Origin of the sequence: uncultured Henriciella sp. (assembly GCF_964005855.1) — a bacterium.
Lineage (GTDB): Bacteria > Pseudomonadota > Alphaproteobacteria > Caulobacterales > Hyphomonadaceae > Henriciella.
On sequence record NZ_CAXFSW010000003.1, the window covers coordinates 87,073 to 99,480 of the forward strand.

The window sequence follows — 12,408 nt, forward strand, 5'->3', positions numbered from 1 at the left end:
GCCCCTGGCTTGGTCGGGGGCGTTTTTATTTGCCGGCGGTCTGGATCAGTCCGCCGCGAAGTTCGTCAGAGCCCGGCAGCTGAACGTTCTGGCAGGAGATCAGCGACAGGCTGGCCGGAACATCCGTATTTTCGCCCGCGCAGCTGCCATCGAAAATGGTCTGCTCCAGGCCGCTCGCGCCCTCAAAGCTCACATCGATGAGCCTCGTATTGGTGATACGCGCATTCTGAAGGTCGGCGCCCGCGAAATTCGTCCCGCTCAGGATGGCATTATTGAACTGGGCCTCACGCAGGACGGCGCCCTCGAATGTCGCGCCAGTCAAATTGGCGCCGGAGAAGTCGGTGCCCGACGCCCTGGCACGCGAGAAATTCGCGCCGGTGGCCGTGGCCGCGCCAAGATGGGCGCCGCTGAGATACGTATCGCTGAAGGTCGCACCGGAGATGTCGGCATTGACGAGGCTGGCCCGCTCAAACCGGGAGCCCTCGAAATGGCCATTGACCAGTTGCGATCCGTCCAGCGTCGCGCGCCGGAAATCCGTGCCTTTGGCTGTCGCGTCCGTCAGATTGATATTGAGCGCCCGTGTCCCGCGCAGGAACGCGCCTGAGAGGTTGGAGCGGGGATAGTTCGCCGCTGAAATGTCGCCGCCAGACATGTTGCGTCCGCGCAGATCACAGTTCACGCAGGACCCGCCATAGGACGGCGCCCAGGACACACGGGTCGATTTCGATTGGGCGCTGGCTTGCCCGGCCATGAGCATCGCCGAACCGGAAAGCGCCAGAAGGACAGAGGTACGACGTAGATTAAGCATGCGCTATATGTACGGGCTCAGCTGGAGGCTTTGAACTGAATTCCCGGTAATAACTGCAAGTACGTACATATGTGTTGCCCGCTAGCCGCACCGTGGAATGGTCAGTCCCCCGGGCAGCTGGGTCGTTCGATCGCCGCATGCGCGGTTCAGCTGCCCTTGCGTCAGGCCGCGGACCAGATGCAGATCAGCGCCAGAAAGATTGGCCCCGGACAGGTTTGCTCCGGTGAAGTTTGACGCGCCAAAATAGCCGCCCACCAGCGTCGCATTCTCGAAATTCACATTGGAGAAGTTCGAGGAATTGAACCGCACGCCGAAGAGGTTGGCGACCGAAAGATTGGCCCCGCGCAAATTCCAGTTATCGAATGTCCCCAGCTGCATATCGCTCTGGCGAAGGCGCGAGCCGGAAACATCGATGCCGTCGGCGTCATAATAGGCAAGGTCCGCCTGGAACAGATTGCAGCCCGGACAGGACTGCCCGTTGCGGACCTTGGCGATCTCGCTGGCATTCTGAGCCGCGGCCGGAAGCGCGAGCGCGGCGATAGTGGCGAGAGCAATGAAAAAATGTTTCAGCATGGCACACCTGTAGGGGCTGGATTTTGGATCACAGCATCTCCTACGCAAAGGCGCTGCCAGATTCCCCGCTCAGTTGAATCCCGATTCGGACCGGGTCGGCTCGTTACAGGTGGCGCAATGGGCCACCCGTTCATCGCCCGTGGCCATCAGGGTAAAGCTCGAACAGTGCGGGCAGGGGTCGCTGAGATAGTCTTCGGTCTCCTCGTCCTCAGCCTCTTCCGCGCTGGCTGAGGCGGCTTCGTCCCGCTCGGCGCGCTTGCGCTCAAGAATGACGATATTGTCCGGCAGCTGCCCGCGTGAGAAACCGCGCGAAATGAACTGCACCGCCTCATCCGGCAGGGGCTGCGGCGCCTCGCGCGTGCCGTCCTTGAGACCGCGGCCCAGGCCGTCATGGCTGACATCGTCGCCAAGCTCGGCAAGGTCGTCACGGCCAAGATAGGAGATTGCAAGCTCCCGGAAGATATAGTCGAGGATGGAGGTCGCCTTGGTGATGCGATCATTGCCAGTGACTTCGCCGGCCGGCTCGAACCGCGTGAAGACGAAAGCGTCGACATACTCATCCAGCGGCACGCCATATTGAAGGCCGAGTGAGACGGCGATGGCAAAATTGTTCATCATCGAGCGGAAAGCGGCGCCTTCCTTGTGCATGTCGATGAAGATCTCGCCGAGGGCGCCATCGTCGAATTCGCCCGTATGCAGATACACCTTGTGGCCGCCGACGGTCGATTTCTGGATATAGCCCTTGCGCCGGTCCGGCAGGCGCGTGCGCTGGGCGCCGGTGGCCGTGCCGGGCGCGGCCCCAGCCTGCATGGCTCGCGCCTCTTCGGCCTGCAATTCTTCGGCGAGTTCGAAGACCGCCGTCATGCGGTCGGACGCCTTGCCTTCCTCCTCGCGGGGCAGGGCGCCCAGATGGATGGCGATGCCCGCAGACAGGGCGGCTTCACGCGCGTCCGGCGTCCAGTCGCTCGCATCGACACAAAAGCCATGCCCGCTGGCCTGTGACAGGCCCCTGGCGGCAGCCAGCGCAAAACCCGACGCTGAGGGCAGGGTGATGCCTTGCTGCGCGAAGAAGCGCCGCGCCGTTGCTTCCGCAGCGCCGCCGACAGCCTGTTCGGCTGTCTCGATCTCCTCGGCGGAAAAGCCAAGCATGCGAAGCAGCGGCCGGCCGTCGGTGTCGAAGGCTTCAGGCTGCAGCTTTAGCTCTGTTGCAATGACATCGTCGCCCAGAACCCAGCGTGAGAAGGCCGCGCCCAGCGGCAGGCCTTCGCGCAAGGCATTGCGCACGCGCGAGATGCCTTCATCGGAAAATCCGCGTGCGCGCAGGGCCTTGCTGTTCACGGCCTCCAGACGGTCAATGTCGCAGCCAGCCTCAAGCGCTTCGCGAAGCGCGTCCGGGCCGCCCGCCTCCCTGCGCTGCAGTGCCGTCATGGCGGCAGCAGAGGGAATTGCCGCGCCATCTTCGGTCAGGACCGTCAGCGAGATCGAGCCGGAAAGCCCGTCGCTGGCGGGCATGAGCTGGCTTTCCTCTGACAGGCGAAGCGGCATGGCGGCGAGCGTTGCCCCCTCAATCGGGGAACAGGTCTGAACCTCAGTGCCAAGCAGGTCTGGCGCATCCTGCGGCATCTCTCCCCCCTCGATGAGGGCTGTGAGACCTGAAATCAGCGCAGCGCCGATCTGTCCAAAAGAGGTTTCATCGTCGGCGCCCAGCGCAAGCGTCGCTGCCGCCACGCCCTGAGCCAGGATCACTAGAGGTCTGCCATTGCAGGCGGATGCAAGCGCCTCCACAGTCTCGCGCAGCAGACCTGTCTCGAACCCCTCCGGCGAGACGAAACCGCTCACATCCAGGGCGCAGCCAGCAGAGGCGGCGTCCGGCATATGGCCCGGCCAGATGCTCAGGCTGATGCCTTCGCTGCGGGCATGTTCGGCCATCAGCGGGGCTGCGGCAAATTGTTCCGCGGTGAGGGCGAGCGGCGCCTGGTCGGCGTCTGCCATGGCACTGGACCGTAGCCAGGCTTCTACGCCTGGAAAGCCGTCAGGATGGGTCAGACCGGCCTCGATCAACTGTGCCGGCAGGCCCGCATTCAGCGCTTCGGCGAGGTCTGCATTGCGCGGCGCCGTGCCAAGCTGCTCGACAAGATCGGCGAGCCCGAGCCGTGTCTGTTTCTCGAGGGCCTCATTGGTCTGCACATCAATCGCCGTTCGCAGGGCGGCTTCGCCATCTGCGGCGAATGGTGCGTTTGGCATGAGAGCAAGCGAGCCCAGCGGAGCAACCGGGCCGATGCGCCCGTCCTCCACAGCTGCCTTGATGCGTGCGTCTGGCGACTCCCTGTGTCCCATGTCATCATCCTCTCACGGCTCGGCGGACCCGCCTTGTCCTGACGCATCACAATGATGCAGAAGGCTTGACGGCTCGTCACATATATTGTGAGCCGATCCATAACTGGATTCGCCGCACGACCTGCCCCATATTCCAGTTTGCGCACAGAAGTTTCAGGATTGCGACATGCTCAGACTCTTTACCTGGTGGAATGGCGTCACGCTCGGCGGCCTGTTCGATATCAAGCGCCGCAGCCAGCTCGTCGGCACCGATGAGTACGGCAACAAGTATTATGAAGACCGCAAGGTCTCCATAGAGCGCCGTCACCGCCGCTATGTCATCTATGATGGCTATGCAGAGCCCTCCAAGGTGCCGGCAGACTGGCATGGCTGGCTGCATCACACGCTGGATGAGCCGCCGACGGAAAAGCCGCTCAATCGCCGCGAATGGGAAATCGACCATAAGCCGAACATGACCGGCACCCTGTTTGCCTATCACCCGAAAGGCTCACTCAATGAGGCCGGCAAGCGCCAGGCTTCTGATGCAGATTATGAGGCGTGGACCCCCGATGCGTGAATCCCTGCTCGAAACAATTATCGGCGCGGCGGTCCTCGTCGTGGCCGGCGCCTTCCTCTGGTTTGCCATCGGCACGGGCAGTGACAGCTCGGCCAGCACGTCCGGCACGGTAGAGCTTGGCGCTCGGTTCAATAGTGTGAGCGGGGTCGAGCGCGGCACCGATGTTCGCATGGCCGGGGTCAAGGTCGGCACGGTACGTGCGATTGACCTCAATATGGAACGTGCAGAAGCGCTGGTGACAATGGCGATCGATGACCGGCTGGTCCCGCTCGAGGATGGCACGTCCGCCCGTATCCAGTCCGAAGGCCTGCTGGGCGGCAATTATATCAATCTCGAGCCTGCTGCCGGCTACGGCCAGATCGAACCTTGCGGCGAGGGTCAGGAGCTGTTCGGCGAGAGCGGCTGCGGCGAAATCCTCTACACGCAGGGCAGTGTCGACCTGCTCACCCTCATGGCGTCCTTTGCAAGCGGCGGCGGAGATGATGGCGACAGCGGCAGTGGAAGCAGCTCCAGCTCATCCAGCGATGCGTCAGGCGGTTATCCGGCTGCCCCGTCCGCTTCGGACAATGCCTCGGCCTCCAGCGCCGAAACACCGCAGGAAAATGCAGAAGACGACACAGAATCTCCTGAATCCGAGGCTTCTGTCGATGAGACAGAAGATGAGGAATCGGCAGGAGACAATCAGTGAGAAAGCTTTTCTGCGTCGCCCTGACGGCAGCAGCGATCAGTCTGGGCGCCAGCGCACAGGATGAGACCGATCCTGCGCTGGACGCCGGCGATGAAGCCAGCGAAGAGGGCGCGCAAGAGACCGACGGGATGGAAAGCCTCGAGGAAGAGGAGCAGGAAGACCCCGGTCCGACCTATAATCAGGAACGTATGGCCACGCTTCGCGCGCTCGACAAGATCACCGGCCGGTCAACCGACTTTGAGATCGAAGTCGGCAAGCCGGTCGTCTATGGCGTGCTGGAAGTCGACCTGAAGGTCTGTTTCCAGACCCCGCCGGAGGAGCCGCCGGAAAGTGCTGCCTTCCTGCAGATTACCGAAGCCGATTATGTGGCAACCAACACGCTGACAGAGCCGCGTCTCCTGTCCGACGTTAAGGCAGAACTCGATGCTGCGGACAGAAAAACGGCGCCTAGGCAGCCAGCAGAGAAAGAGGAAGAGGCCGGGCCGCTCTTTTCCGGCTGGATGTTTGCGTCCTCACCGGGGCTCAGCGCGCTGGAACACCCCGTCTATGATGTCTGGGTGATCAGGTGCAAGCAGCCTTCGCCGGAAAGCCTGTCCTCGCCCGCTTCGCCAGACGAATAGAAGTCAGCGTCCATGGCGAGGGCGGCCTCGAGCCGGCGCATGAAGTCCGACTTTTTCATCTCGATCAGGCCGAACTGCTCCAGATGCGGGTTGTGGAACTGCGCGTCGAGCAGCTGGTAGCCGCCGGCGATCAGCCGTGCCACCAGATGGACAAGCGCGATCTTTGACGCGTCAGTGCGCCGCGAAAACATGCTTTCGCCAAAGAAGGCCGCGCCCAGCGAGACCCCGTAAAGCCCGCCCACCAGCCATCCTTCATCGTCCCAGCACTCAATTGAATGGGCATGGCCCTGCCTGTGGAGGGCGGCATACATGTTCTGGATCGGTGTATTGATCCATGTGGTGGGCCGGTCTGGCATATCCTCCGCGCAGGCCTCGATGACCCGGTTGAAGGCAAGGTCTACCGTGACGCGATAGGGCGCCTTGCGCACTGTCTTGCGCAGGCGGCGTGGCACATGAAACCCCTTGAGCGGCAGGATGCCCCTGATCTCTGGAGAGATCAGGAAGAGGTTCATGTCCTCGCGCGAATCCGCCATGGGAAACACGCCCTGCCGGTAGCAGTCGAGGAGCATCTCGGTATCGAATCGGTCAGACATGGCGCTCGCGCCTTTCCCGGGACCTATTTGTCGGCCAGGAAACGCTCCAGCCAGTGGATGTCATAATGGCCGTCGACCACATCCTTGGCATCCACGAGACGCTGGTGCAGCGGCAGGGTCGTGTGAATACCCCCGACCACCATTTCATCCAGCGCCCGGCGCAGGCGCATGATGCACTCATTGCGCGTGCGCCCATGCACGATCAGCTTCCCGATAAGGCTGTCATAATTGGGTGGGATCTTGTAGCCGGCATAGGCGGCGCTATCGAGACGTACATCGGGGCCGCCCGGTGCATGGAACTCGGTGATCGTACCGGGGGAGGGCGCGAAGGTTTCCGGGTGTTCGGCATTGATCCGGCACTCGATCGCATGGCCGACCAGCATGACGTCTTCCTGGTTGAAAGACAGCTTCTTTCCGTCGGCTATGCGGATCTGTTCACGTACCAGATCGATGCCCGTGATCATCTCGGTGACCGGATGCTCCACCTGAAGGCGGGTATTCATCTCGATGAAATAGAAGTTGCCGTCCTCATAGAGGAATTCCATCGTGCCGGCGCCGAGATAGCCGAGTTTCTCGACCGCCTTGGCCACGATCCCGCCAATCTCTTCGCGCTGCGCCTGGTTGAGGGCAGGCGATGGCGCTTCCTCAAAGACCTTCTGGTGACGGCGCTGCAGTGAACAGTCGCGCTCCCAGAGATGGGCGACATTGCCATGGCTGTCAGCAATCACCTGGATCTCGATATGGCGCGGCGTGCTAAGGTATTTTTCGAGATAGACCGAGTCATCGCCAAAAGCCGAGCGCGCCTCGTTTTTCGCGGCGCGAACCGCGCTTTCAAGCTCTTTCTCGGACTTGGCGACCCGCATGCCGCGGCCCCCGCCGCCTGCAGCTGCCTTGATGAGGACCGGATAGCCGATCTTCTTGGCGATCTTCTTTGCATCGCCAATACTGGTCACGCCGCCATCGGAGCCCGGCACTACCGGTACCCCTGCATCGATCATGGCCTGTTTGGCGGCGATCTTGTCGCCCATGGTGCGGATATGCTGCGCCTTCGGGCCAATGAATTTTAGGCCATGCGCTTCCACCATCTCGGCGAACTGGGCGTTCTCCGACAGGAAGCCATAGCCGGGGTGAATGGCATCGGCATTGGTGATTTCTGCTGCCGCGAGGATACGCGACTTCTTCAGATAGCTCTCTGAAGACGGCGCCGGGCCGATGCAGACACTCTCATCTGCTAGGCGCACAGCCATGGCGTCACGGTCGGCCTCGGAATGGACCACAACTGTGGCGATCCCCATTTCCTTACAGGCACGGTGAATGCGCAGGGCAATTTCACCGCGATTTGCGATCAGAACTTTCTCGATCATGCGGGTGGCCTCACTCGATCACGATCAGCGGTTCGCCGAACTCCACAGGCTGGGCGTCCTGCACGATGATTTCCTTCACCGTGCCGGCCTGCGGGGCCTCCACAGGATTGAAGGTCTTCATGGCCTCGACCAGCATCAGCGTATCGCCCTTCTTGACCTTGTCGCCCACCGCCACAAAGGCTTTGGAGCCCGGCTCGGGCGACAGATAGACCGTGCCGACCATGGGGCTCGTCACGGCATTCTTGGCAACAGGTGCAGCGGTGTCTGCGGTTGAATCGGCTGCGGCGGGCGCTGCTGGCGCCGCCGGTGCTGCTGCCGGAGCAGGAGCATACTGGACCGGCGCCGGGGCAGGCGGATTGGCGTGTGCCTTGCTCACCCTGATTCGCAGGCCTTCATGTTCGACTTCGACCTCGCCAAGGTCGGCATCCCGCAGGATGGCGGCGAGTTCCCGGACAAGGCCGGTATCGAGGCTGTTTTTTGCGGTGCTCATCAGATTGCGTGTCCTCAGGCTTTTAATCTTAGCGCAGCTTCGAGTGCGACTTCATAACCATGTGGGCCCAGTCCTGCAATCGAAGCCATGGCAGCAGGCGCCACATAATTCGTTTGGCGGAACGCCTCGCGCGCCGCCGGGTTCGACAGGTGAACCTCAATCAAAGGAGCGGTGCAAGCGCGCAAGGCATCGTGCAGCGCGATAGATGTATGCGTATAGGCGCCAGCATTGAGAATGACACAGCGTGCTTGCCTCGAGGCTTCCTGAACCCAGTCGACCAGCTGGCCTTCGCTATTGGTCTGACGGAACTCAAGCGGGGTCTCGCCCGCCTTGTCTCTCAGCCGCGATTCGATGTCGGCCAGCGTGTCATGTCCGTAGATTTCAGGCTCACGTGTCCCCAGAAGGTTGAGATTTGGCCCGTTCAGAACATAAATCGGTTTGGTCATGAGACGGTCTTGCGCGCGTTTTGCAGGCAAGGCAAGCGGCCCGGAGTGAAAGGAGCCATGCGCCCATGAAGGTCCTCGTAAACGGCGACCCGTTCGAAATTGCCGATGGTGCCACTGTGGCTGATCTGGTCGCAAAGCTCACCGATGACCCGCGCGGCGTCGCCATTGAGCGCAACCGGGAGATCGTCCCCAAATCGCAGCACGGTGCCGTGATCCTTGAGGAAGGCGACCAGCTGGAAGTGGTTCAGTTTGTGGGCGGCGGCTGACCTGCCTTCCCTTGCGGTCAGTCTTCCAGCCAGCAGGCGCCGGTGCTACCGCTTGTCCAAAGAGATATACCGGGAGACGTCATGGCCAAGGAACCGAAAAAGATAGAAGCCGTCGGTGAGGATTTCATCGCGGACGAGTCGAAGATCAAACGGGTCAGCCACGAATTCCCATTCCCGCGCGAAGTGGTCTGGAACGCGCTGCTCGATGGCGAAACCTGGACCAAATGGCTGCCGATCACGAAGGTCGAATGGACCTCGCCCAAACCCTACAAGGTGGGCACTACCCGCACCGTCTGGATCGGGGAACAGGTCGTGGAGGAAGTCTTCTTCGCCTGGGAGGACACCAAGCGCATGGCCTTCTATTTCGACCGCACCACGCTGCCCATCAAGGCCTGCGTTGAGGATTACCGGCTTCAGAACGTGCCGGGCGGGTGCCGTCTCGACTGGATATTCCGTGCAAAGGCGCCCTTTATCCTGGGGCCGCTGATTTCGGGGCAGATGAAAAAGGGCATCAAGAAGGGCCTGCCTGAACTTGAGGCCTATGTCCGCGATCATCCGGCGAAATTCGGCCTTGCCTGATCTCGCATGCCAGTTCTGCCGGTAAGGCCCCTAGCGGAGGGCGGATTTGTCTCTTACCTAGCGGGCCTATGACAGACGATACGCTTACCATCGCCGGGCGCAATTTCACCTCGCGCCTCATCATCGGCACCGGGAAATACAAGTCCTATGCCCAGAACGCAGAAGCTGCCGAAGCAGCTGGCGCGGAAATGGTCACCGTGGCGCTGCGCCGGGTAAACCTCTCCAATAAGGATGAGGATCGCCTGCAGGATCACGTCTCTCCGGACAAATACACCTATCTGCCGAACACTGCCGGCTGCTTTACCGCGGATGAAGCGGTGCGCACACTGCGGCTCGCGCGTGAGGCTGGCGGCTGGGACCTCGTCAAACTTGAAGTCCTCTCCGACCAGAAGACGCTCTATCCCGACATGGAAGAAACGCTGAGCGCCGCCAAGGCGCTGATCGCCGACGGCTTTCAGGTCATGGTCTACTGCTCGGACGATCCGGTCTACGCAAAAAAACTGGAAGAAGCGGGGTGCTGCGCGATCATGCCGCTTGGTTCGCTGATCGGGTCAGGCCTCGGTATCCAGAACCCGCTGAATATTCGTCTCATCGTGGAGCAGGCCCGTGTACCCGTCATCGTCGATGCAGGTGTCGGGACGGCCTCGGATGCGGCGATGGCGATGGAGCTTGGCTGTGATGGTGTCCTGATGAATACCGCCATCGCCGAAGCAAAGGACCCGGTCCGGATGGCGCGGGCGATGAAGCATGCCGTAATTGCTGGCCGTGAGGCCTATCTGGCGGGCCGGATGGGCCGCAAACGCTATGCAGACCCATCCTCGCCACTTGCAGGGCTGATCTAGCCAGCCTGTTCGACAGCTTCGTCGAGCATCTTGATGACGCCGGGCTGGTTGGCGCCCGAGACCATCTCGTCGCCCACAAGGAAGGCCGGCGTGCCATTGATGCCGATCTGCCGGGCCAGCGTCTTGTTGTCGGCGACTACTTTCTGAAGCCGAACAGAGCCCATATCGGCCCGCATCCGGTCGACATCCACGCCGGCGCGCTCAGCGGCCGCATCGATCTCGTCTGGCGTAAAGCCGCTGGAATTGTCGAGCTCCATGAGTTCGCGGTGCATCTCCGAGTAGCGACCCTGTTCGCCAGCTGCCAGCGCCGCCAGCGCTGCCTTCTCGCTTTCGGGCGACAGGATGGGGAATTCCTTGAAGACAACGCGAACCTGTCCGTCATAGGCGTCCGGCAGTTCCATCGTCCATTCCATGGAGCGTTTGCAGAAGCCGCAGCGATAATCGAAGAACTCCACCAGCGTCACCGGCGCATCGTCCGGTCCGATGGAATAGTCCGCGTCGCTTTCATAGATCGCTTCCTTGTTGGAGGCGATCGCGTCGCGCGCGCTCTGGGCTTCCTGCTCGCTGGCGCGCTGCTGAAGCTTGATCAGCGCCTGTTCGATCACTTCCGGATGCTCAAGGATATAATCGCGGACGATCTCCTCGATCTCGTCCCGGCTTTGCGGGGCGGCGTCGTCCTGCTGCGCGCAGGCCGGGGTGAAGGCTAGAAGGGAAAGGGCGGCGAGGGGGGGCAGTCTCAGGGTCATGTCTCGTCCTGTCGTCATTTGAACTGTCAGTCTGACTAGCGCCCATACATTGCGTTTGTCTCAACGCAAAGGCACCCCTTTTCTGACAATGGCGTGATCGCCTAGCCGCGGCGGCGCCAGTAATCCTCGTTTTCGGGAAGCGCCGGGTCGGTGACATTGCGGATGTCATTGGCGCGGCGCGCCTCGGACGTACCGCTTGGCAGGTCCTCGATGGCCCGTAGGGCAAAGATATGCGCGCGTTGATAGTCACCGATATTGTAGGCCGCCTCGGCGGTCGCGAGTTCCGCTTCCGCGCGCCGGTCCTGCTTTTCCAGCGCGATGGCGAGCTGGTTCCAGGCAAAGGCGTTGTCCGGCTCCTTGATCAGCGCATCACGAAGCGCTTCCTCGCCGGCCTCAAGGTCGCCTTCATTGTCGCGCGCGATGAGGGAGCGGCCATAATTGATGAGTAGCAGGGGGTGTCCCGGCAGGTATTCCAGCGATTTTGCATGCGGCTCGACCGACTCGGCGGCCTTGCCCATCTCGAACAAGGCCTGGCCTTTCAGCTCCCAGTAATAGGGATTTTCCGGAAACTCATCGAGCAGCGAATCGATTTCCGTCAGCGTGCCCGAAAGGTCCGATGACTGCATTGAGGCGATGGCGCGGGCATAGCGGGCCGCCTCGCTCTTATCGCTGGTCGGATACTTCTGATAGACGCGCGCGAGCGGCTCCAGGAAGCCGATCAGCTTGGCCTGCATGAGCTCGAACTGGCGCACGGTCTCCGGGTCGGGCTCGACATCCATGAGACCTGTTTCCTGCGCAAGGTTACGCGTCGTCCTGATCCGGTCGGACGCAAGCGGGTGAGAGCGGAAATAGGGATAGCGCCGGGCCTCCGACAGGACCTCCTGATAGCGGTATTTCTCGAAGAATTCGACAATGCCGGAGGGTGACTGGCCGAGCTTGGAGAGATAGGAGACTGCCGCCGCATCGGCCATGGCCTCCTCGGCGCGGGTGTGGACGAAGAAATTGAGGGCGGCGAATTGCTGCGAGCTTGCGATCAGGGCCGCGCCCGCATCGCCTGCACCAGCGGCCATGGCGAGCACGCCAAGACCGATGGAGATGAGGGCAGGGCGCGAAGCGACGTCCATGGCGCGTGTGCGGGAAATGGAGTGGCCGCAGGCGATGTGACACGTCTCGTGCGCGATGACGCCCTTGATCTGACCCGGCGATTCCGCAGCGATCAGCAGGCCAGTGTGAAGGTGGATATTCTGGCCATTCGCGACGAAGGCGTTGAGGCTGGGATCGTTGATGATGTAAAGCCCGACATCCTCCGGATCGAGGCCGGCGACTTCAAGGATCGGATCGGTCCATTCGCGCAGCGTCGTCTCGATCTCGGCATCCCGGATCAGGCCCTGCGCCGACGCGCTCATCGCAGCGGCGAGCGCTGCCCCGGCGGCGATGGCAGTTTTCAGAAAACGTGGTCGCATGAATGATCGTCTCTTCCGCTTCTTTCAGGGAGCGTAG

General features: G+C 61.8%; 15 protein-coding genes. 6 read left to right on the forward strand and 9 right to left on the reverse strand.

The genetic code is table 11. From position 1 onward, the window contains the following. Window positions 1-25 precede the first annotated feature (25 nt). From ABNU55_RS06405 to ABNU55_RS06415, 3 genes are all read right to left on the reverse strand, one after another. Window positions 26-808, reverse strand: coding sequence for a pentapeptide repeat-containing protein (locus ABNU55_RS06405; protein ID WP_290751062.1), 783 nt, complete (start codon window positions 806-808; stop codon window positions 26-28). An 81-nt stretch (window positions 809-889) separates the two neighbouring features. Further along, on the reverse strand, window positions 890-1,381 hold the full coding sequence (locus ABNU55_RS06410) for a pentapeptide repeat-containing protein (RefSeq protein WP_290751059.1): 492 nt from the start codon (window positions 1,379-1,381) through the stop codon (window positions 890-892). A 69-nt stretch (window positions 1,382-1,450) separates the two neighbouring features. After that, a complete protein-coding gene (locus ABNU55_RS06415) occupies window positions 1,451-3,718 on the reverse strand; it encodes a hypothetical protein (protein WP_290751057.1) in 2,268 nt (755 codons plus the stop codon). 166 nt (window positions 3,719-3,884) lie between these two features. Between ABNU55_RS06415 and ABNU55_RS06420 the strand changes: the two genes are divergently transcribed. From ABNU55_RS06420 to ABNU55_RS06430, 3 genes are read left to right on the forward strand one after another with little or no spacing between them, the layout of a single operon-like run. Further along, window positions 3,885-4,274 carry an NADH:ubiquinone oxidoreductase subunit NDUFA12 gene (locus tag ABNU55_RS06420; RefSeq protein WP_290751054.1) on the forward strand — a complete coding sequence of 130 codons (390 nt, stop codon included), beginning with the start codon at window positions 3,885-3,887 and terminating at the stop codon, window positions 4,272-4,274. Then, entirely contained in the window at window positions 4,267-4,962 is a 696-nt protein-coding gene (locus ABNU55_RS06425; protein ID WP_290751052.1) for an MlaD family protein, read from the forward strand. The genes ABNU55_RS06420 and ABNU55_RS06425 overlap by 8 nt, the downstream gene beginning before the upstream one ends. Further along, window positions 4,959-5,582 carry a DUF2155 domain-containing protein gene (locus ABNU55_RS06430; RefSeq protein WP_290751049.1) on the forward strand — a complete coding sequence of 208 codons (624 nt, stop codon included), beginning with the start codon at window positions 4,959-4,961 and terminating at the stop codon, window positions 5,580-5,582. Before ABNU55_RS06425 ends, ABNU55_RS06430 begins: the two co-directional genes overlap by 4 nt. Here the strand turns inward: ABNU55_RS06430 and aat are convergent. The 4 genes from aat to ABNU55_RS06450 are packed head-to-tail and all read right to left on the reverse strand — an operon-like array spanning window position 5,507 to window position 8,475. Next, window positions 5,507-6,175, reverse strand: coding sequence for a leucyl/phenylalanyl-tRNA--protein transferase (gene aat, locus ABNU55_RS06435; protein ID WP_290751046.1), 669 nt, complete (start codon window positions 6,173-6,175; stop codon window positions 5,507-5,509). The genes ABNU55_RS06430 and aat overlap by 76 nt on opposite strands. Before the next feature lie 23 nt (window positions 6,176-6,198). Next, on the reverse strand, window positions 6,199-7,539 hold the full coding sequence (gene accC, locus ABNU55_RS06440; RefSeq protein WP_348764273.1) for an acetyl-CoA carboxylase biotin carboxylase subunit: 1,341 nt from the start codon (window positions 7,537-7,539) through the stop codon (window positions 6,199-6,201). Between the two features lie 10 nt (window positions 7,540-7,549). Then, complete coding sequence (gene accB / locus ABNU55_RS06445) at window positions 7,550-8,029, reverse strand: acetyl-CoA carboxylase biotin carboxyl carrier protein (RefSeq protein ID WP_290754998.1); 480 nt, start codon at window positions 8,027-8,029, stop codon at window positions 7,550-7,552. Window positions 8,030-8,043: 14 nt separating this feature from the next. Then, complete coding sequence (locus ABNU55_RS06450; RefSeq protein ID WP_290754999.1) at window positions 8,044-8,475, reverse strand: type II 3-dehydroquinate dehydratase; 432 nt, start codon at window positions 8,473-8,475, stop codon at window positions 8,044-8,046. A gap of 65 nt (window positions 8,476-8,540) precedes the next feature. On the opposite strand from ABNU55_RS06450, the gene thiS reads away from it, so the two are divergent. The 3 genes from thiS to ABNU55_RS06465 all read left to right on the forward strand — a co-directional run bounded on the left by thiS (window position 8,541) and on the right by ABNU55_RS06465 (window position 10,162). Further along, window positions 8,541-8,741: a sulfur carrier protein ThiS gene (gene thiS / locus ABNU55_RS06455; RefSeq protein ID WP_290755000.1), complete on the forward strand. Its 201-nt coding sequence runs from the start codon at window positions 8,541-8,543 to the stop codon at window positions 8,739-8,741. An 81-nt stretch (window positions 8,742-8,822) separates the two neighbouring features. Continuing rightward, on the forward strand, window positions 8,823-9,320 hold the full coding sequence (locus ABNU55_RS06460) for an SRPBCC family protein (RefSeq protein ID WP_290755002.1): 498 nt from the start codon (window positions 8,823-8,825) through the stop codon (window positions 9,318-9,320). A 68-nt stretch (window positions 9,321-9,388) separates the two neighbouring features. Further along, window positions 9,389-10,162: a thiazole synthase gene (locus ABNU55_RS06465; RefSeq protein WP_290755004.1), complete on the forward strand. Its 774-nt coding sequence runs from the start codon at window positions 9,389-9,391 to the stop codon at window positions 10,160-10,162. Here the strand turns inward: ABNU55_RS06465 and ABNU55_RS06470 are convergent. Together ABNU55_RS06470 and ABNU55_RS06475 are read right to left on the reverse strand one after the other, a co-directional pair. Continuing rightward, the gene (locus tag ABNU55_RS06470; RefSeq protein WP_348764274.1) at window positions 10,159-10,908 is read right to left on the reverse strand and encodes a thioredoxin domain-containing protein; all 750 of its coding nucleotides are present in this window, start codon (window positions 10,906-10,908) and stop codon (window positions 10,159-10,161) included. The two genes, ABNU55_RS06465 and ABNU55_RS06470, sit on opposite strands and share 4 nt — an antisense overlap. 101 nt (window positions 10,909-11,009) lie before the next feature. Next, window positions 11,010-12,371, reverse strand: a complete 1,362-nt coding sequence (locus ABNU55_RS06475) for a M48 family metalloprotease (protein ID WP_290755008.1) — start codon at window positions 12,369-12,371, stop codon at window positions 11,010-11,012. Window positions 12,372-12,408 lie beyond the last annotated feature (37 nt).

Excerpts from the sequence above, each read along its gene's own strand:
- ABNU55_RS06405 (WP_290751062.1), bottom strand. The coding sequence starts at position 808 with ATGCTTAATCTACGTCGTACCTCTGTCCTTCTGGCGCTTTCCGGTTCG.
- ABNU55_RS06410 (WP_290751059.1), bottom strand. The coding sequence starts at position 1,381 with ATGCTGAAACATTTTTTCATTGCTCTCGCCACTATCGCCGCGCTCGCG.
- ABNU55_RS06415 (WP_290751057.1), bottom strand. The coding sequence starts at position 3,718 with ATGGGACACAGGGAGTCGCCAGACGCACGCATCAAGGCAGCTGTGGAG.
- ABNU55_RS06420 (WP_290751054.1), top strand. The coding sequence starts at position 3,885 with ATGCTCAGACTCTTTACCTGGTGGAATGGCGTCACGCTCGGCGGCCTG.
- ABNU55_RS06425 (WP_290751052.1), top strand. The coding sequence starts at position 4,267 with ATGCGTGAATCCCTGCTCGAAACAATTATCGGCGCGGCGGTCCTCGTC.
- aat (WP_290751046.1), bottom strand. The coding sequence starts at position 6,175 with ATGTCTGACCGATTCGATACCGAGATGCTCCTCGACTGCTACCGGCAG.
- accC (WP_348764273.1), bottom strand. The coding sequence starts at position 7,539 with ATGATCGAGAAAGTTCTGATCGCAAATCGCGGTGAAATTGCCCTGCGC.
- accB (WP_290754998.1), bottom strand. The coding sequence starts at position 8,029 with ATGAGCACCGCAAAAAACAGCCTCGATACCGGCCTTGTCCGGGAACTC.
- ABNU55_RS06450 (WP_290754999.1), bottom strand. The coding sequence starts at position 8,475 with ATGACCAAACCGATTTATGTTCTGAACGGGCCAAATCTCAACCTTCTG.
- thiS (WP_290755000.1), top strand. The coding sequence starts at position 8,541 with ATGAAGGTCCTCGTAAACGGCGACCCGTTCGAAATTGCCGATGGTGCC.
- ABNU55_RS06460 (WP_290755002.1), top strand. The coding sequence starts at position 8,823 with ATGGCCAAGGAACCGAAAAAGATAGAAGCCGTCGGTGAGGATTTCATC.
- ABNU55_RS06465 (WP_290755004.1), top strand. The coding sequence starts at position 9,389 with ATGACAGACGATACGCTTACCATCGCCGGGCGCAATTTCACCTCGCGC.
- ABNU55_RS06470 (WP_348764274.1), bottom strand. The coding sequence starts at position 10,908 with ATGACCCTGAGACTGCCCCCCCTCGCCGCCCTTTCCCTTCTAGCCTTC.
- ABNU55_RS06475 (WP_290755008.1), bottom strand. The coding sequence starts at position 12,371 with ATGCGACCACGTTTTCTGAAAACTGCCATCGCCGCCGGGGCAGCGCTC.